This is a genomic window from Polaromonas sp., from assembly GCF_043778355.1.
Taxonomy (GTDB): Bacteria; Pseudomonadota; Gammaproteobacteria; order Burkholderiales; family Burkholderiaceae_C; genus Polaromonas.
This window is the reverse complement of the sequence record NZ_JAYWHI010000012.1, coordinates 1-17,242: the sequence shown is the minus strand read 5'-3', so window position 1 is coordinate 17,242 and position 17,242 is coordinate 1. Positions and strand designations below refer to the sequence as shown.

Annotated in this window: 16 protein-coding genes and 1 tRNA gene; 7 read left to right on the top strand and 10 right to left on the bottom strand. The window is 59.5% G+C overall.

Annotated elements, in window-relative coordinates:
- Positions 1-68: 68 nt before the first annotated feature.
- The 3 genes from ACH2CW_RS01730 to ACH2CW_RS01720 are packed head-to-tail and all read right to left on the bottom strand — an operon-like array spanning position 69 to position 2,121.
- Entirely contained in the window at positions 69-590 is a 522-nt protein-coding gene (locus tag ACH2CW_RS01730) for a TPM domain-containing protein (protein WP_395055124.1), read from the bottom strand.
- 4 nt (positions 591-594) lie between these two features.
- Positions 595-1,503 (bottom strand): TPM domain-containing protein, encoded by a 909-nt coding sequence (locus ACH2CW_RS01725; protein WP_395055123.1) that lies wholly within the window; start codon positions 1,501-1,503, stop codon positions 595-597.
- A gap of 18 nt (positions 1,504-1,521) precedes the next feature.
- Positions 1,522-2,121 carry a LemA family protein gene (locus ACH2CW_RS01720; protein ID WP_395055122.1) on the bottom strand — a complete coding sequence of 200 codons (600 nt, stop codon included), beginning with the start codon at positions 2,119-2,121 and terminating at the stop codon, positions 1,522-1,524.
- A 69-nt stretch (positions 2,122-2,190) separates the two neighbouring features.
- Here ACH2CW_RS01720 and ACH2CW_RS01715 point away from each other — a divergent pair, with 69 nt between their 5' ends.
- The 4 genes from ACH2CW_RS01715 to ACH2CW_RS01700 are packed head-to-tail and all read left to right on the top strand — an operon-like array spanning position 2,191 to position 4,995.
- Positions 2,191-2,988 carry a hypothetical protein gene (locus tag ACH2CW_RS01715; RefSeq protein ID WP_395055121.1) on the top strand — a complete coding sequence of 266 codons (798 nt, stop codon included), beginning with the start codon at positions 2,191-2,193 and terminating at the stop codon, positions 2,986-2,988.
- 4 nt (positions 2,989-2,992) lie between these two features.
- Positions 2,993-3,439 (top strand): YybH family protein, encoded by a 447-nt coding sequence (locus ACH2CW_RS01710; RefSeq protein ID WP_395055120.1) that lies wholly within the window; start codon positions 2,993-2,995, stop codon positions 3,437-3,439.
- A gap of 17 nt (positions 3,440-3,456) precedes the next feature.
- Positions 3,457-4,425, top strand: coding sequence for a YheT family hydrolase (locus tag ACH2CW_RS01705; RefSeq protein ID WP_395055119.1), 969 nt, complete (start codon positions 3,457-3,459; stop codon positions 4,423-4,425).
- An 18-nt stretch (positions 4,426-4,443) separates the two neighbouring features.
- On the top strand, positions 4,444-4,995 hold the full coding sequence (locus tag ACH2CW_RS01700) for a DUF2946 family protein (RefSeq protein ID WP_395055118.1): 552 nt from the start codon (positions 4,444-4,446) through the stop codon (positions 4,993-4,995).
- 108 nt (positions 4,996-5,103) lie between these two features.
- Here the strand turns inward: ACH2CW_RS01700 and ACH2CW_RS01695 are convergent, their stop codons facing one another.
- Complete coding sequence (locus ACH2CW_RS01695) at positions 5,104-5,976, bottom strand: c-type cytochrome (RefSeq protein ID WP_395055117.1); 873 nt, start codon at positions 5,974-5,976, stop codon at positions 5,104-5,106.
- Between the two features lie 202 nt (positions 5,977-6,178).
- On the opposite strand from ACH2CW_RS01695, the gene ACH2CW_RS01690 reads away from it, so the two are divergent.
- A tRNA-Arg gene (locus tag ACH2CW_RS01690) sits at positions 6,179-6,254 on the top strand.
- A 122-nt stretch (positions 6,255-6,376) separates the two neighbouring features.
- On the opposite strand, the gene ACH2CW_RS01685 is transcribed toward ACH2CW_RS01690, so the two are convergent.
- The 4 genes from ACH2CW_RS01685 to ACH2CW_RS01670 form a co-directional block, all read right to left on the bottom strand.
- Positions 6,377-7,849 (bottom strand): TniQ family protein, encoded by a 1,473-nt coding sequence (locus tag ACH2CW_RS01685; protein ID WP_395055116.1) that lies wholly within the window; start codon positions 7,847-7,849, stop codon positions 6,377-6,379.
- Positions 7,846-8,952, bottom strand: a complete 1,107-nt coding sequence (locus tag ACH2CW_RS01680) for an AAA family ATPase (protein ID WP_395055115.1) — start codon at positions 8,950-8,952, stop codon at positions 7,846-7,848. Before ACH2CW_RS01680 ends, ACH2CW_RS01685 begins: the two co-directional genes overlap by 4 nt.
- Positions 8,953-8,980: 28 nt before the next feature.
- Positions 8,981-12,013, bottom strand: coding sequence for a transposase family protein (locus ACH2CW_RS01675; RefSeq protein ID WP_395055114.1), 3,033 nt, complete (start codon positions 12,011-12,013; stop codon positions 8,981-8,983).
- A 529-nt stretch (positions 12,014-12,542) separates the two neighbouring features.
- Positions 12,543-12,950, bottom strand: coding sequence for a hypothetical protein (locus ACH2CW_RS01670; protein ID WP_395055113.1), 408 nt, complete (start codon positions 12,948-12,950; stop codon positions 12,543-12,545).
- A 209-nt stretch (positions 12,951-13,159) separates the two neighbouring features.
- Here ACH2CW_RS01670 and ACH2CW_RS01665 point away from each other — a divergent pair, with 209 nt between their 5' ends.
- On the top strand, positions 13,160-13,705 hold the full coding sequence (locus ACH2CW_RS01665) for a hypothetical protein (protein WP_395055112.1): 546 nt from the start codon (positions 13,160-13,162) through the stop codon (positions 13,703-13,705).
- A 520-nt stretch (positions 13,706-14,225) separates the two neighbouring features.
- A complete protein-coding gene (locus tag ACH2CW_RS01660; protein WP_395055111.1) occupies positions 14,226-14,906 on the top strand; it encodes a KilA-N domain-containing protein in 681 nt (226 codons plus the stop codon).
- A gap of 28 nt (positions 14,907-14,934) precedes the next feature.
- On the opposite strand, the gene ACH2CW_RS01655 is transcribed toward ACH2CW_RS01660, so the two are convergent.
- Positions 14,935-15,141, bottom strand: coding sequence for a hypothetical protein (locus ACH2CW_RS01655; protein WP_395055110.1), 207 nt, complete (start codon positions 15,139-15,141; stop codon positions 14,935-14,937).
- 135 nt (positions 15,142-15,276) lie between these two features.
- The gene (locus tag ACH2CW_RS01650; RefSeq protein ID WP_395055109.1) at positions 15,277-17,163 is read right to left on the bottom strand and encodes an AAA family ATPase; all 1,887 of its coding nucleotides are present in this window, start codon (positions 17,161-17,163) and stop codon (positions 15,277-15,279) included.
- Positions 17,164-17,242: the final 79 nt, after the last annotated feature.

Below are 17,242 nucleotides of genomic sequence, written 5' to 3'. Positions count from 1 at the left end.
TCAAATCGGTCCTCAACCCATAACTGACGTGCGCCAGAAGCTATCAAATAAATAGCAAACACCTCCCCCTATTGCAAAACAGGGGAGTCCGGCAGCTCGTTGGGGTTGGTCTGGTTGGCCGCATCGCCCACTGCAAAGTGGGTCATCAGCAGGGCCGAGGTTTCTTCCAGCGCCTGGGTCAGGCCGTCCTCGTAGCGCTTTTCCTTGAAGGCTTCGGCCATGCGCACCACCATCGCTTGCCACTGCGCTGCGTTCACATGCCGGGCCAGGCCCCGGTCGGCCACGATCTCGATCGCATGGTCAGCCAGCAGCAGGTAGATCAGCACACCGTTGTTGTGCTCGGTGTCCCACACACGCAGCTTGCCAAACATCGTCACGGCCCGCTCGCGCGCCGGGGCGCCGCGCCACAGGTAACTCAGCGGCAGGCCGGCTTCGACGCAAATCCGGATCTCACCGCTGTGACGTTGCTCGCTGGCGGCCACCCGCCGCTGCAGGCGCTCCAGCATCTCAGGCGGGATGGCGCGGCGTGTGTCGTCGGCGTCCATCCAGAGATGGTTCAGGGTATGCAGGAAAGTGGTCCAGAGTTTCATGACTTCACCACCCGCCCGACGCGCCACCGCCGCCAAAATTGCCACCGCCGCCACTGCTGAAGCCGCCGCCCCCACCGCCCCAACTGCCCCCCGACGAGCCGCCGCCCCAGCCGCCACCACCGCCCCAGCCGGAGCTGCCGCTGCGGCCCGTGGACGCCAGGCCAGTGATCAATGCGAACACCATGCCGACAAGTGCCGCCAGCCCGCCGATCAGCAGGCTGGCGGTAAAGATCCAGGCGACCACGCCGACGGCACCCCCGGTGGCCAGCGCACCGAACTTGCGGCCCAGCATGCCCGACAACAATCGTCCGCCTATGGGCACGGCAAAAAACAGGAAAACCGCCAGGTCGGTCCACTGGAAGCCCGGCGCGCTCCGGCCAGCGCTGCTTTCAGCCTCCGGCAAGGGCAGGCTCTCGTCGCTGATACGCGCCATGATCTGGTCGGCCGCAGCGTTGAGGCCGCCGGCAAAGTCGTTCTGGCGAAAACGCGGCGTCAGCGCGCGGTCGATGATCTGCCGCGCCGCCAGGTCCGGGATCGCACCTTCGAGCGCCTTGGCTGTTGCGATGCGCACCTTGCGGTCATTTTTCGCGACCACCAGCAAGACGCCGTCGCCGACGTCCTTGCGGCCTATCTTCCAGAGGTCGCCGACGCGCTGGGTATAGTCAAAAATGTCTTCGGGTTGGGTCGTGGGCACCATCAGCACCACAATTTGGGAACCGCGGGCTTTTTCAAAAGCGGCCAGCTTGGCTTCCAGCGCCTGCGTTTGTCCGGTATCCAGCGTGCCGGTGCTGTCGATCACACGCGCTGTCAGCGGCGGGATCGCCTGCAGGGCCTGGGCCGACACCACGCCAGCCCACAGGCCCAGTGACAGCCCCAGGGCTGCCAGCATGCGGGCGGTGGCGGTGCGCAGCATAAAGGCCCGCTCGCCTGCTTACTTCTTCTCGAAGTTGACCGCCGGTGGCGTGCTGATCTGCGCTTCGTTCTGCACGGTGAAGGTTGGCTTGACGCCGTAGCCGAAGACCATCGCCGTCAGGTTGCTGGGGAAGCTGCGCGCCAGCACGTTGTAAGCCTGCACCGCCTGGATGTAACGGTTGCGTGCCACCGCGATACGGTTTTCCGTGCCTTCGAGTTGGACCCGCAGGTCCTGGAAGCCCTGGTTGGCCTTGAGGTTGGGATAGTTTTCGGTCACCACCAGCAGACGCGACAGGGCCGAGCTCAGTTCGCCCTGGGCCGCCTGGAACTTGGCGAACGCTTCCGGGTTGTTCAGTGTCTCGGGCGTCACCTGCATGGAGGTCGCTTTGGCCCGGGCCTCGACCACGCGGGTCAGCGTGTCCTGCTCGAAGGCGGCTTCGCCCTTGACGGTGGCGACGATGTTGGGCACCAGGTCAGCGCGGCGCTGGTACTGGTTGAGCACCTCGGACCAGGCCGACTTGGTTTGCTCATCCAGGCTCTGAAAATCGTTATAGCCGCAGCCGGTCAGCAAGGCGGCGAGTGTGGCGGTAAAGAACCAGTTCAGAAAACGCAATTTCATGGCAAGCCTCCAAAAAGCAAGCTGCAACACTACCATAGTCATATGCCAATAAACGTCATCCATTTTCCAATGTTGGCCAGCCCCCTGCAGGCGCTGCAGTCGACCTTGCGGCCATCCGCTGCGCGCGGCGGTGGCAAGCCTGGTCTGCTGATCGCCGGTGCAACCGGCGCGCTGGGCAGCGAGGTCTTGCGCCGGCTGGCGGGCAGCGGGGGTTTTGCGCAGACCCAGGTGCTGGCGCGGGAACCGATGACCACTGCATTGGCGCAGGTCGCCATCGTGCTGGCCGGTGGCGACGACATCGTCGCCTGGCCGCTGTGCCCGACGCCAGTGCACACCGGTGTGGTGATGTTTGAGCCGCCCCGGCTTTACCACGACCGCGAGCGTGCGCTTTGGACGCCCGAGCCGGCGCAGTTGCCGGCGTTGGCGCAATGGTTCAGGCAGTGTGGTGCGCGGACACTGGTGGTGGTTTTGCCACACGCACAGGGCAGCCTGCCGCAAGCGCTCAGGCACGGGCTGGCCACCACGGACGAGCAGGCTGTAGCCGCGCTGGGCTTCGAGCGGGTGCTGCTGGTGCGCTCTGCGCAAAAGCCGAGCGCACCGGCGGGGAAGTCTGCGCCCCAGAAACTCGCGGCCTGGATGTTGTCTGTCATGAACTACATGATCCCGGCATCGGCGCTGCCGGTGCGGCCCAGCAAGCTGGCCGAGTTTGTGGACGCCGTCCTGCGTGTCTTGCCCGCGGGCACCCATGTGGTGGGGCCAGAGCTGCTTTGGCAGGCCGGACAGACAGCCGACATGCAGGGTGTCATCAAGGCGTGGCTTAATACGGACGCATCCAACAAAGAGCTGAGCGCGTATTCCAGCGAATGAATCCATGCGAAAACCCAAAGTTTCCCCGGCCAGCAACGGCAACGCCGACGACATCGAAGCGGCCTTCTATGACGCCTTGCAAAGCGGCGACATCGAAAAACTCATGGCCTGCTGGGCCGATGAGGACGACATCGTCTGCGTCCATCCGGGCGGGCCGCGCTTGCTCGGGTCGGGCGCCATACGCGCGGCTTTCGACGCCATGTTTGCCAACGGCACCATTCGCGCGCACCCCGAAAAAGTCCACAAAGTTGAAACCATGAGCGCCAGCGTGCACAGCGTGCTGGAGCGTATCGAGGTCATGACCGAAGAAGGGCTGCGTCACGCCTATGTGATTGCGACCAATGTGTACAACAAGACCGCGCAAGGCTGGCGCATGGTCGCCCACCATACCAGCCCTGGCACGCCGCGCGAAATGCAGGAAGTCGCAGACAGCCCGCAAGTGCTGCATTGAGCTTGCTGCCTGTGCCCATGATTTACCAAGCCCCGTGGTGGTTGCCTGGCGGCAACCTGCAAACCATTTATGCGGCCCTGCGGTCGCAGCGTTATCTGGCCGAAGCGCCCAGCTTTCGTCGCGAGCGCTGGAGCACGCCCGATAACGACTTTGTCGATGTCGATTTTGCGCAGCACAGCAGCAGTGCGGCTGCTCCCTTGCTGATTGTTTTTCATGGCCTGGAAGGCTCCTCGGCCAGCCACTATGCCGAGGCCTTTGCCGATGTCGCGCGTGTGCGCGGCTGGGCCTGCGCGGTGCCGCATTTTCGCGGCTGCTCGGGCGAGCTCAACCGTGCGCCGCGCGCCTACCATTCGGGTGACTTCGAGGAGATCGACTGGATACTTCGGCGTTTTAAAGCCGCCCGCGCGGGGCCGGTGGTGGCGGTCGGAATTTCGCTGGGCGGCAATGCCCTGATGCGCTGGGCCAGCGAGCTTGGCAGCGCCGCCGGCAGTGTGGTCAACGCGGTGGCGTCAGTTTGCTCCCCGCTGGACCTGGCGGCCAGCGGTCAGGCCATTGGACAGGGCTTCAACCGCCTGGTCTACACCCGTATGTTCCTGAACTCCATGGTGCCCAAGGCGCTTAAAAAACTGGAGCAGCATCCCGGCCTTTTCAGTGCCGAGGCCCTGCTGGCAGCGCGCGACCTGTACGCGTTCGACAACGTGGTGACGGCGCCGCTGCACGGCTTTAAAAACACCGAAGACTACTGGCAGCGCGCCTCCGCCAAACCGCACATGCGGCGCATTACGGTGGCCGCGCTGGCCGTCAACGCGCTCAACGATCCCTTTGTGCCGGCGGCCAGTTTGCCGCAGGCCGCCGATGTCAGTGCCAGCGTCACGCTCTGGCAGCCGCGCGAAGGCGGCCATGTCGGTTTTCCGTCGGCGCCCTTTCCCGGCCATGTGCGGGCCATGCCCGAGGCGGTCTGCGGGTTTTTCGCGGCCCAGCTCTGAGCGGGGCAGAATCAGGCCATGGATGACATTGTTCGCCAAGCGATTGCCAAGTGGCCCAACGTGCCCGACTGCTACGGTTGGCTGGGCCTGGACGCGCGTGGCAACTGGTACATGCGCGATGACCAGGCGCAGGCCGCCGGGCCTTTTGCTGGCGGCTCAGTAGCGGGCAAGGGTTCGCTGCTGAAACATGACAAGCTGATCGACTTCATCGCCCGCAACTACGAAAGTGACAAAACCGGCCAGTGGTTTTTCCAGAACGGTCCGCAGCGTGTTTATGTCGAACTGGAGGCGACGCCGCTGGTTTGGCGCATCGGCAGTGCGCCTGACCTTGCCGTGACGGCGCATACCGGCGATGACGCACGTGTGCAGCGCTGCATTCTCGACGAGCATGGCCGCGTTTACCTTGACACACATCTGGGCTTTGGCCTGGTGCATACGCAAGACATGCTGCAGGCAGCCGACGCCATCGAGCAGGGTCTGTGGGTGCCCGACGAAATCGTCACGCGTGAGCTGCCGCAGCGTTTTGGCTATGTGCGCAGCCCCGCCGCTGGCCAGTCGCACAAGGCTTGACGCTATCGAATAGATAGCTGTTTATGCCCATTGGACATGGGCTGGACGCTATTTTCAGAACAAAAAAGCCGGTCAGAGACCGGCTTTTTCCATGGGGAACCGCTTTTTTTATTTGACGGTGCTGACCATGTATTGCACGACGGCTTTGATGTCGGCATCCGAACCGGTCGAGCCACCGCGTGGCGGCATCGCGCCCTTGCCCTTGATGACGCTGGCGGTCAGTGCATCCACGCCCAGTGCAATACGCGGCGCCCAGGCCGCCTTGTCACCCAGTTTGGGGGCATTGGCGACGCCGGCGACGTGGCAGGCCGCGCAGGCCTGGGTGTACAGGGCCGGCACGGCGCCGGCGACGGTGGCTGGGGCGGCAGCAGGGGCTGCTGCTGCGGTTTTATTCGCGGCGGCCACGGCGGCCATCACGTCGGCGGACGGGGCCGCAGCGGGTGCAGCGCTGCCAGTGGCTGCGGCCGTTGCAGCGGCGCGCTGCGGCTCGGCAAATTTTGCACCCGCCGAATTGGCCATGTGCACCACCGCCCGGCCGATTTCAGCATCTTCAAAATCACCACCGCCCTGCGCTGCCATCGCACCCTTGCCTTTGAGCGCTGAAGTCAGCAAGGCTTCATAGCCGGTGCGGATGCGCGGGCCCCAGCTTGCGGCGTCACCGAGCTTGGGCGCGCCGGCAACGCCAGCGGTATGGCAGGCGGCACATTGAGCCGCATAGACTTCTGCGCCGGCCTTGAGCGGACGGTTTGCATCGCGAATTTCCACCATGCCGATTTTCTGGATGCGCTGCGCGACGGCTTTTTCAGCATTGACGGCGCCAGCGGCGGGCCGGTTGTCTGACGTGACGTAATAAACCAGCGCGATGATGCCGAAAATAGGCACGACAAAAGAGAAAAAAATCGCAGCCAGCAGTTGCTGGGGTGTTTTGATGGGGCCAGAGTGGTCTTCTTCGTGGGCCGTCGTGTGATCGTTTGCGCTCATGGCTTCCTCAAAAAGGCAGAATTCGGGTGACTAAAGCAACTCATATTCGACAACCTTCGATTATAGCTGCGGCCTCCCTTTGAACCCGGAGACGCCGGTCCGGCTGGTAGAATCCAGAGCTTCCACAGGTTCATGCCCCACGGGGCGGCTCCTGCGAACCCCTGCGCACTGCAAAGTCGGGCAGGGCCGTCATTTCAGCGTTGCGGCTGTAGCTCAGTGGATAGAGTATTGGCCTCCGAAGCCAAGGGTCGTGGGTTCGATCCCCGCCAGCCGCACCAAAGCCTGTTCTCACGTCGCCAGCATCTGCTGGGAAGTTAGGCATAAATTGGCTTTATTCCGGCTTCATGCTTTAGTACAACTTCAGCCATATCTTCCTTTATTTGGTTCAGTCAGCCAGTTTTCAGGCCGATCTCCGATGCTCTTGAGCCAACTTGACTAAACGGGTTTTAGCCTGACCTATGTGGAGGGCGAGGTGACGCGTGCACTCAGGCTGGTCGTCCTGTAGTCTAGGGTCCAGCACACCACGTAGTGCTTTGAAAATTCTGGATCGAACCGCAGAGGGGTACCAAGTCGAGCCGGTCAAGATGCCTGCATTGCGGTGTGTTAGTGGCTTGCGAGCAATCCAAAGCTGCAGAAGAACGGATTCCGCATCGTGGAAGGCTTTGCGCCTGACCTCCCTGAATTCTGATCGCTGGAGTTCACTGAAGAGTTTCACTATTTCTGCAGATTCCTCCGGAAAACGCCGCCGGAGCAATTCGGTGCTGACATCGAATTCAGCGGCTACATGCTGAAGGGGAATGGGCAAATCCATTGCTTCAAGCAGGCGCGCCCTGACCGCCGGAAAGTCGATATCTTTGAGGGGTTTGCGGCACTTCTCAAGTTGCGCATCAATGCTGGCAGCCGCCTTTGTGAGATCACCGGTCATCAGGCCGACCAAGGTAAAACCTTCGGACGCTGCAATTTTCAGATATTGGGGAAGGGCAAAGCGTGCTTGAGGGTTTCCCAGCCATCGCCACAGCGCTGATTTGGCGATAACCGAGCGCCGAGCCAGCGCGCTCAGGCCCTCGTGAGTTGCATGGTATTCACGTAGGGCGGCCTTCACCTTCGAAGAAGAGACCTGACTCACCAAATCGAAGTTGGCGATGAGATCTGCTATCTGCCTCGCTTTCCAAAGGCTGCTTGCCGGCGAGAAGTTGGCCGCAGTATCGATGCACTTGTGGCCAATCGATCTGCACCCTGCGCAAGATCCGCTTAGTTTTACCCTGGCTCTGTCGCGGACTTGGTCCGAAGCAGGAAGGCCGCATTCACTAGCTACAAGGGCAGTCCCATGGATGTGACAGCAGTCGACCACCCTGACTTGCCACGCGAGCCTATGGTAGGGAAGCTGGCCGCTTTCAATGTCATTCTCAAAACACTTTTGGCAATGACGAGGCCCGGAGAAAAAAAGCCTCTCTCCATTCAGGTGGTGCGCGATCGGCAAGAAAGTTGTTCGATCCAAGTCGTCTCGTCCGGTGGCCGCCTGCAAAATGTCTACCCAAAATCTCGCGGTGGCTGCACTCCCCATCATGAGCCGGCCACCGTGGGCCGACCAACTCATCTGCGTACACAAGCTGCTCGTGGTGTTTTGCCATAACGGAGAGAGCGCATCGCCTACGAGGCGTTTGGGAGACACTCGGTGCTCATATGCCAGAGACAGCAAATGGCTGTGTAACGTCTCCACTTCGCCTGTGCCTATACCTCGCGGCGCGAACCCGTAGAGTATGGTCGTCAGAACTTTGGCGTCGTTCAAGAAGTAAACATCGGCATCCTTGTGTCCGGCTCCCGACGCGTCCCCGATCGATGCGCCCAATGTACGCTCCAGAGCGATCCTCATTTGGCCTCCCTTTGTGCGCCCCTTGCGATGACGGTCAGCGCCTTGAGAACCTCCATATGAGTTTCATCTGCAAAAAATGAGTCACCGTACGTGCTGCCTATCAACGCCGCTTCGCCATTTACGGTTTCGCTTTCGATCTCCCGAAGTGCCTTCTTGCTTTTGACGGCCTTTTTGAGCATGTTGGCTTTGAACTTTTCTCCCGGCGCAAGCATCTGGAGGGCTACGAGTTTCAATGCAATGCACTTGAGAAGTCCTATGGAGCCCACGCTGGCCTGCATCAGGAGCTCACCGATAGGCATGAGGTTGGGTACTTCCTCACATGGCCAAAGCTCCAGGAGCTTCCCTAGAACGCGGAGAAACTCCTTTTTGTCTTCCTCATTGCTCAGGTGGTAGCGACGATAGTGGATGACCTCGCTGCGCCGCGCGACCTGACCGTACTCGACCATGAGTTCACCTACATCGAAGGAGCCGATGAGGAGTAATTTCGTCGAGTAAACATCGGCCAAGGATTTGAGCGTGTCCATCACCGCGGTGTAACTTGCAAAACGCAGCAGGTGCATGGCCTCGTCGATGATCAAGAGCTTGACGTTGCGGTGCTTGAGCATGTTTTCAACAGCTTCGCGCATATCTGCCAGGCCTGCTTTGGGCCTGATGCTGATAACCATCTGACCCTCGACGATTTTCATGCTTCGCTTGTACTCAGGAAGAGGCTCCCGACTCTGCTGGAAGATGCGGTTGTAGAGGACGCGCCACGAGAGGGATTTTTCGCCATTGGCTGGAGCGGCTACGAGCAGTACCGGCGTCTCCGAAGGCAGTGCATCCTTGAAAATCTTGGCGAGCAGCGTTGAACGAAGGCTTTGCGCCAGCGTGGTTTTACCGATTCCAGTCGAGCCGACCACACTGATGATGCTGACTTCGTTGTCCAGGGTGAGCAGCTCGATCAGGTCGTCCGTTACTCTGGTCAGCTCGGTATGACGACATTGCATAAGGTAGAACCAGCGCAAGCGGTGCGCCGCAGAGAGCTGATTGATTTCCGCCCTTGGCATGCAGCGCAGCGTGTCATCGATGGACAGGGATGACTCAGCGGAGGCCTGAAGCAGCAAGGTGTCTGCCGGTGTGAGGGGTTTGGATTTAGTTGTAACCTGGGACATTGTCAAATACTCCTGTGGAAGTTGGTGGGAGTTGATCGGAGGCGTCGGCAGAGAAGCTCGCTGCTGAAGGGCCGACGGGTGATCGAGTGGCGGCAAAGTCAACCGGCGGGGTCAGGGCCCCGAAATCGCTGGCGACATACAAAGTTGATTCCCCAGGCGGCGGTGAGGGAGTCGCAGTTGCGGGGCGCAACGGCATCGCCATGTTGACCAGATTGGCACCGGGTAGAGGCGGTTTAACTTGGAACTGAGATGCGCTAGACGCAATCGGGCCAGTGATTGAGTGGGCGGGTGCGTGCAATGGCGACTGCACTGCCAAGGGCATGCCCTCCGAGCAAGCTGAGGGCGCTGCCGACGCGCGTGGATTCATTTGCGCAGGTGAGGGTAGTGCCTGTAGCAGGGGCGCGCCGTTGAGCATTTTCTCGGGCATGGCGGTATACAGGTCGAGCTGCTTGCACAGATATGCCATTTCTTGCTGCTGGGCTGAAATTCGGGCATCAAAACTGGCGGGGTGGATGTACCTTTCCCGATGACGCAGCCCTTCGGGAGATGTGGAGTGCTTGTTTGCATCATTTCCCGCCTTGCGGGCTTGTTGCCGCAACGCCAGTTCCACCTCGCGGCTGCTTTTGGTGTCGAAGCTGGTTGAACTGCTGCCGATGGCGGCCACCCACTCGCCCTTGATCTGGACGTACACAACCCTGCTAAGCCAGGGCTCGATACGCACTTCCACCTTGGTACCCTTTCGGACATTCCTCATCGCTGGATGGCGATACCACTGATAGTTGACCCAGACCCCACGACGGGGGTCCACGACGTGATAAGGTCGCCGCGGATGAGGTGAGGTCATGAGCATCAGGTTTTCGTCGAAGCGTACGAAGCGGTGAGTACGGTTTCCCGTCTCGTGGATCTTCATCGCTTCGAACTGGTTTGGCGTCATGCCCAGCGTCGGGTGTGGTCGATTGGGACGCTCAATAAAGTAATAGTCGTCCAGAGCCCGGTAGATGGCTGTCAAAGTCCAGATGGCGCGCTTGAAAGGATCGATGCTCTGAGTCACCAGGCGGTTGTCCCGCATCTGCATGGTGTTGCCCTGACAAGATGCGATCACCTCGTCCTGTGATGCCCCCAAATGGCTTTCGATCATGGCTCCCCCTCTGGGTTCGCCCGGCGAACGGGAACGCAGATCGATGCCGTAGATCTTGCAAAAGAACTCCAACTCGGTCCCTCTCAGGTCGGCGCCGTTATCGGCGGAAATGACCCGCGGCAGACAGCCATTTCGCCGGACATAGTCTCTAAGTACCAGCAACACCGTCCAGCTTGAGGGAGGATCGTAGGTAACAATCATGGCCTGCGCTTTGCGGCTGCATCCGTCCACGGCCAATGTCAGCCAAAACTTCCCGAGTTCCGCGCCGTCGGGTCCTGCGGTGGTCAAATTGGGACTGGTGTGATCGACGTAACAAATTTGGTGCGGCCGCAGGCCATGGACAGATGCCGCGACGTCCAGCGACTGCAAAATGGGAGCCTTCTGGTAGGCCTGACGTTTGCCTTCACGGTCGAATACCGATCCGTGGTCATCGCAGTACACGCAAAACGAGGGGTAACTCATCGGTATTGTTTCGCAACCCTTCTCCTGGTCCAGTTCCCTGCACAATCTCACGTACTCGGCATATCCAGCTTTCTTTGTCCGTTTCTCCGGTGTGTTGTAGAACAGCTCAATCGCCTTGATTGCAAGTTCCCTGACCTGTTCAGGTAACTTGCTCAGGCGGTTTCCCTTTTGATCGGTGTTGTCGACCAATGCCAAAAGCGCGTCAAGGTCGTTTAGGCCCTCAATGGCTTTTTGGAAACGCGCGACAGTCCGGGCGGCATAGTAGTTGCTCTTTCCTGTTCGGGCAGCATCCAGGCGTTTTAGCGCCCGATCAAGCTGCTCAGGAGGCACGTTTGTCAGGCATTTCGGGTCCGTTTCACCCCTGACACCGTTGGAGTCGAGCTGGCCGATACGGTGCATGTCCTCGAGCGCTTGAAGAGGCATCGTCCAAAGTGCACCGTCCACCTCCCTGAGCGTGACGTCGCGTTCGCCGCACAGAACGACGGTGAATTTTTTCCCACCGTAGTTCAACGCGGCACCTGAGCGAAGAAAGAGGGTGCCTGGTATGGGCAACGGAGGCGGCATGTGAGCCACCTCAATGCGTCTGAATGCCCGGTAGGTCGGTTCATCCGAAAAAATGACCAGCTCGTTCGTACGCTCCAGGCGCTGCTCGAGAAGCTCGACAAATACTTCGCGCTGCACTATGGACTTGAAGATATCGTCGGCCTTGTAGCCATGGGTATCCATCAGCTCTCGCATGGGTACCGAACGGCGCTGCTGGATGAGCAGAGCCAGACTTGTCGCAATCTCATGGTCAATTGGCGGGCAGTCCGCCAGCGTGTAGTCCTCCAGAAGCTCGGCATTGGAGACCAGCGTATGAGGAAGGAACTGATTGCTGTGAAGCTCGTACTCCAGTCCGATGGATCTGAAATGGTCTTCTGCCGACCGAAAATGCCAGGTTCCATCGTCGTCCCGGTAGAACTGCTCGGGATTGCGCAGGGACAGCCTGACCAGGCGTGCCTCATCACGCATCTCTTTCACCACCAGCCGCCGATGCCCAACTGCCAGGAAGTCTGCGGTGTACTGGCCGCGTGAGACGACCTTGAGATCGGCGTCCCTGTATAGCAAGCTCACCTGGGGCGGCTGGGGCGCGTAAGTTAAGACGTCCTTATCAATGTCCAACAGAATCGCCTTGGCATACTCGCCCTTGCGACTTTCCAGGTGCACTGTGCCGGCCTTGACGCTTTCGTGCCTGACAAGCACGTTGCCCATCTTGTTGTTAACGAGACGAGATGGCCCATCCGTTAGAGCCGACAGGACATAGTCCCTGCCGGCCTGAGGAGTGTTCAGCTCGAAGAAGAGTTGCTCTACATGCGCCAGCGCGCCGGCCGTAACTGGTTCAAGAGGAAAGCGGGGCGCTCTTTTTCTGGTCATCGCACGCTCTCCTTCCGGGTAGGACGGAAAGACCGGGCTGACTCGGATATGTCGACCCAGTGACCCAGACCGAGCCAACTGGGGGTTGCTCTGTTAGTGAATGATTGAACGTTGGCGGACGAAATGTCCCCAGCTGTGATTCGGGTGATCCGGCTGGCTTTGGGGTTCCGCTTTGTCGCCCACGGTCGTTGGGCCACCGGCTCGCTATCGCGCTTCTCATGGTTTGGGTTCAACACTATTCGCTCCACATAAAACACCTCTTTCGAGGCAAAAATGCGGCCGTTTCGGCAAGGCTCCGCCCACGTGCCGGTTTGCAATGTCGCAATTGGGCAACGGCGAATGGGCAACTGAGTGGAACCTAGGGCAACCTAGAACAGCGTGCGCGCTCCATCCCCTCACGAACTTGACGAGGAAATCTGCGGGCAATAAGATAAGTGCATCCGCTCTGGATGCAGCTCTCAAAAGAGCTCTCAAAAGGCCCTGACCTCGGTCTTCACACCTGGTCAGGGCCTGCTGTTTTTGGCGCTGCTTACTGCGGCCGCTCCCTTCCCAGGTCGAGCGCATCTTCCGCGCTTTCCTGAAAATCCTTGTCGGTCGATCTCTCCACCAAATAACGTGCAACGTTCTGTGCCAGCGCAAATTTTCCGCGCCGGTTGGGCATGGTGGTGATGGCTAGTTGAAGGTGTCCGCGCTCCAGGCTTCGCTCCAGGGCATCCCTGCTTGGGAACTTCAGCGTCGCGACCAGAGCATCGACGTCCAACACCGGGCCATAGCGCCCCATCAGGTGCTCCGCAATCGAGCGCTCCATATCTCGCAGGCGCAGGCTTTCGCATTCCGCATCAGTCTGCGCGCGCTCGGGCTCAATGGACGGGCTTGTATTGCTCATCCGCCGATCATGAACAGCAGAAAAATTTGGCGCAAGTGTTTCGGCTGCCATTGCTGACGAGGTGAAATTCCGTAGAAATGTAGTCGGCGGAGTTTCATCAGAATCGCACTCGGGTAAAGTACCAAGTCATTCAATATTGAATGAACAATGGATACATTTAGATACATCTTCAAATCGGGTGTCGCCCGGCTGCAACGTGGTCTCACCTGTGGCAACTCACGCTCGGTGGTCTGGGCACGCCGATGCGATTGACGGATCTGGTGACTCTCGGCGACATCGCTTCCAGCTTGCTGGGGGAGGTGCGCAAGGGTCTGGCCATGAATCAGACCGAGATTCAAATTTGCTGGGTACTGGCCGACCGCGGCGGCAAAAAGGTCCGCCCAAGCGCGCCTATGACCTTGGGGGAAATGGCCGATGCGCTGTGTATTCCTGGTAGCCGGATCGCCAATCGGCTTCCCAAGCTGGTCGAGCGCGGCCTTGTATCGCCTGTCGCCGGGGTGGCGGAGACGGCCTCAATGGATAGGCGTTTGCGGTTTTATCGCCTGACTCGATCAGGGAGCACACAGGTCGACAAATTGATGCGAGAAATCTCGCATATCGAGAACGCGTTGCGCTGGATAACCTCCCAGAAAACGGATGACGCGATCACTGAATACGTCCAGCACCTTGGGTGTGGATTCAAGAGTCGAGCCTTTGATGGTCTGGACGAGCTGAAAGCAGCGATATTGAAAGGAACACTCGCCACAAGGCGAAAACATCCGCTTCCGTTGTGGAAGTTGTTGGACTCTTCCGGAGGCCTCCCGTAAGAGGCTATCCGCTCTATTACCCACAGGCAAAAAGCAATCCACAACCCGCGTTTTGTTATCCAGAAGAGCCCCTGGGGGCTCTTCGCGGCTGTTAAGCAGGGCGTACTTGGCTTCAAAATTCCCAGCGTATATGCTGGGGCAGACTAAGCGAGGAACCGTGCCGCTGGCTATCGCAAACAAGGCGCTCGGTGCCTTATGCGACGCTCTTGGAGACCAAGGCCCCACGAAGACTCGAATGACTTGTGATGGTTAATGACCAGCGGGTCAAAAATATTGGCACTCTCGAAGTGCGAGTGCTACTGCTGGATACATAAACAGGTTAGTATCCTGAAGCCCTTAAAGACAAAACCCACTGCCTCTTACGAAACAGTGGGCCTTAAGGGTTCTCCGATCCACATCCAGCAATCCGCCAAGATCAAAACGGGTGTGGTTTTATTGTAGGTAGCCATAGATTATACACAGTCGTTTTACGCGTCAAGAGGCTGTTTGTACTAAGTGGCGTAGAGCTTGAAAGGGCTTTATGAGAAATATTACCGCTCCACCAACGCACGTAATACGTGAGTACCAAGGCCACCCAATCACATATCGTGAGGATGGCTGGTTCAATGCCACTGAGGCGGCTGCCAAGTTTGGCCGGCGCCCCATCGATTGGATCAATCTTCCGTCCACGGACAACTACATAGGCGCACTATGTCGGCAACTTAGAAGTGAGAAAATCTCACTTCTAAAAGTAATTCGAGGTGGGCGCAATCATGCAGACGGAACTTGGCTGCATCCCAAACTGGCTGTCCCGTTCGCGCGGTGGTTGGATGATGACTTTGCCGTCTGGTGCGATTTCCAGATTGACGCATTAATCCGCGGGGGCGACGACTGGACGCGACAACGGCACAGTGCCGCAGCGTCTTACAAGGTCATGACCCAGATGTTGCACGATGTTCGATTGCTTGACGGCAAGGAATGCCAAGTTCACCACTACACAAATGAAGCAAGACTTGTGAATTGGGCGCTGGCTGGGAAGTTTTCTGGCCTTGATCGCGACCAGATGACACGGGATGAACTTGATCTGCTTGCTCATCTGGAAATCCGAAACACGATCATGATGGCGCAGGGCAACGACTACGCCAAACGCAAGGGGTTGCTCCACACTGAGGCCGCAACTTGGTGGGTTGCCAACCAGCCAAAGATTACAAGGGCCGCCTAAACTTCAGACCCCGCTGCGGCGGGGCTTTTTATTTTGCCGCTTGGTTAGTTAAATATATAGGTGGCGGCGGGTTCAGGCCCCAAGCGGCGAGGCCGACGCCCAGCCCCAGCCAATGCTCGCCCGGAAATACTTCGCTGGCGTCGTTCGCCACTTTCAGTTGCTTTAGCGTCGCCGCGACGCCTTCGGTCTCTGTCGGCGCGTCCTCGCGGGTCATCGTTGGTTGTTGATCTTCCATGGATGCTCCTTGATGATGAGCCACATCATCGAGCCAACAGGCAAGGTTGGATGTCGGACGAATTCTCAAAGAGCGCGGTCCCGCCGGCATCCGCCAGCGGAGGCCTGCGCGCCGAAACAGCGACGCCAGACTGCGTCAGGCCGGAGCGGGACCAGCGCCGATGCTCGCCAACAGCGACTCGTATTGCGCGTCGTCGGCCCCCTTCACCTTGGCCAAAACGTAAGCAGCGATCTTCTGTATCTCCGGGATGTCGATGGGTTTCATGCTCCGATCGAAGCTCTCCTCCAAGTGAGACAGCTCATGCCCGATCCGACCGGCGACCTTCTTGGCCATCTCGTCCTCCCCAAAGAACTTGGCCATTCGCGCGTCGGCAGGCTTGTCGCCGCCGCCATGCGGGAACTTGAAGTAGAGGTAGGCCTCCAAGAACTTCCGAAGGTTGTTGCCGAAGCTGAAAAAGTGGTCGTGCGCGGCCCCGGCGGGCACGTCTAGAGAACATTTGTGAATTTGGTGGAAGAGGTAGTTGAACTCGGTGACGTAGCTCTTCAGATACTGGGGCATCAACGAGAGACGGCTGGCGGCGTCTCCGTGCCGCTCGACCAAAAAATGTTGGACCTGCTTGTTCGGAGCCGAGAGCCGCTTGAGATATTTGAGGAACTCGAGGTTGTGCGTGGAGATGAACAGCTGCTTATATTTCGGCGACTCCGTGCCATCGGGCTTTCTGACCGGCGTCTCCAGTAGGCTGTCGATCAAGGCGTAGGCGAAGAAGACGTGGTTGCTGTCGAGGCTCGAGATCGGATCGTCGATGTAGATGGTCAAGTCTTTGCCGCTGCTGCCGAGGGCGTCGAGCTTGGCCATGAAGTAGCAGAAGGCGAGGAGGCTGCATTCGCCCTCGCTGAGGTTGTAGGCCGTCGCGCCGCCGCGCATGACTTGAAACTTGACGGCGGGCGCGGCGCCGTCGTCCACCGCTTCGAGCTGCATGCCGCCGTGGCCGAAGTAGTGGCTAAGCAGCGCGTTGACGCGTTCCGCGCCTTTGCGTTCATCCTTCTGCTGCGCTTCGAGCTGCTTGATCTCACGCTCCAGGGCGCGTTCAGCGTCGCGGCACGAGACGAGGGCCACGCCCGCCTCCGCGTCCTTGTCGCTCAGCTTCTTGATCTCCTCCTGCTTGGCGGGCATGTCCAACCCGTTCAGAAACGCGGCCACCTTGTCGAGCCGGAGTGCCTGCTTGGCGTCGGCCTTGTCGGCGGCGAGCGACGCGGAACGGCGATCGCTCGCAGCGATCGCTTCGTTGAACGCCTCCACCGCAGCGTGCGCGGCCTTTTCGTCGAAATCGAACAGGGGAACGCGAGCGACGCGAAACAGCGACGACCGCCGATTCGTCAAGGCCTGTGAGAGCTTTCCCAAGTCGGCCTTGTAGGCAGCCAAGATATCGGCGAGCGCGATTCGGGCTTTGACAAACGCGTCGCGCTCGGTGGCGTAGAGGGCCGAACTTTCGATGGTGGGGATGACGTCGGTCTCCTCGATCGCTGCCCTGACTTTCGCCATGCAAACGTCGATGGCGGTGGCGAGCGTCTCCGAAGCTTGGTTAAAGTGCTCCGAAAGCGTCCCCCATAGGTCGTGGGGCAGTTTCTGGCGGCAAAAGGCGCAATCGGCCTTCTTCCCCTTGTGGAGTTCCACGCCTTCCTTCACCCATGCCTGCAGCGCGGAGTCGGAGAGCAGGTCTTCGAGGGGCTTGGTGGGTTCGATCCGCTGGGTGAGCAAAGGAGTCGCCTCTTCAGCCAGCGCGTCGAGTTGGGGCGCGAACGATGCGGACGCCTTGATCTCGGGAAGAGGCTCTTGGTCGAGCAGCGCGCCTTTTTTCGTCTGCTCCTCCACGGACATGGCCCGGATGCCCTTCTTTTCGATGAGATCGACGTCCGACCGGATGTTCGTGATGTTGTAACTCGTCCAACCGACAGCGCGGTCTTGCTTGATGACGTCGTTGGCGAATCTGCGCAGCGCCTCTTCTAGGGAAGGTCTGATCAAGTCGTGATTTGACCGAAGAGCAGCGGATGATCAACGCGAAAGCGGTCCGTGACACCAGAATCTGCTGTTCTGACGGCTA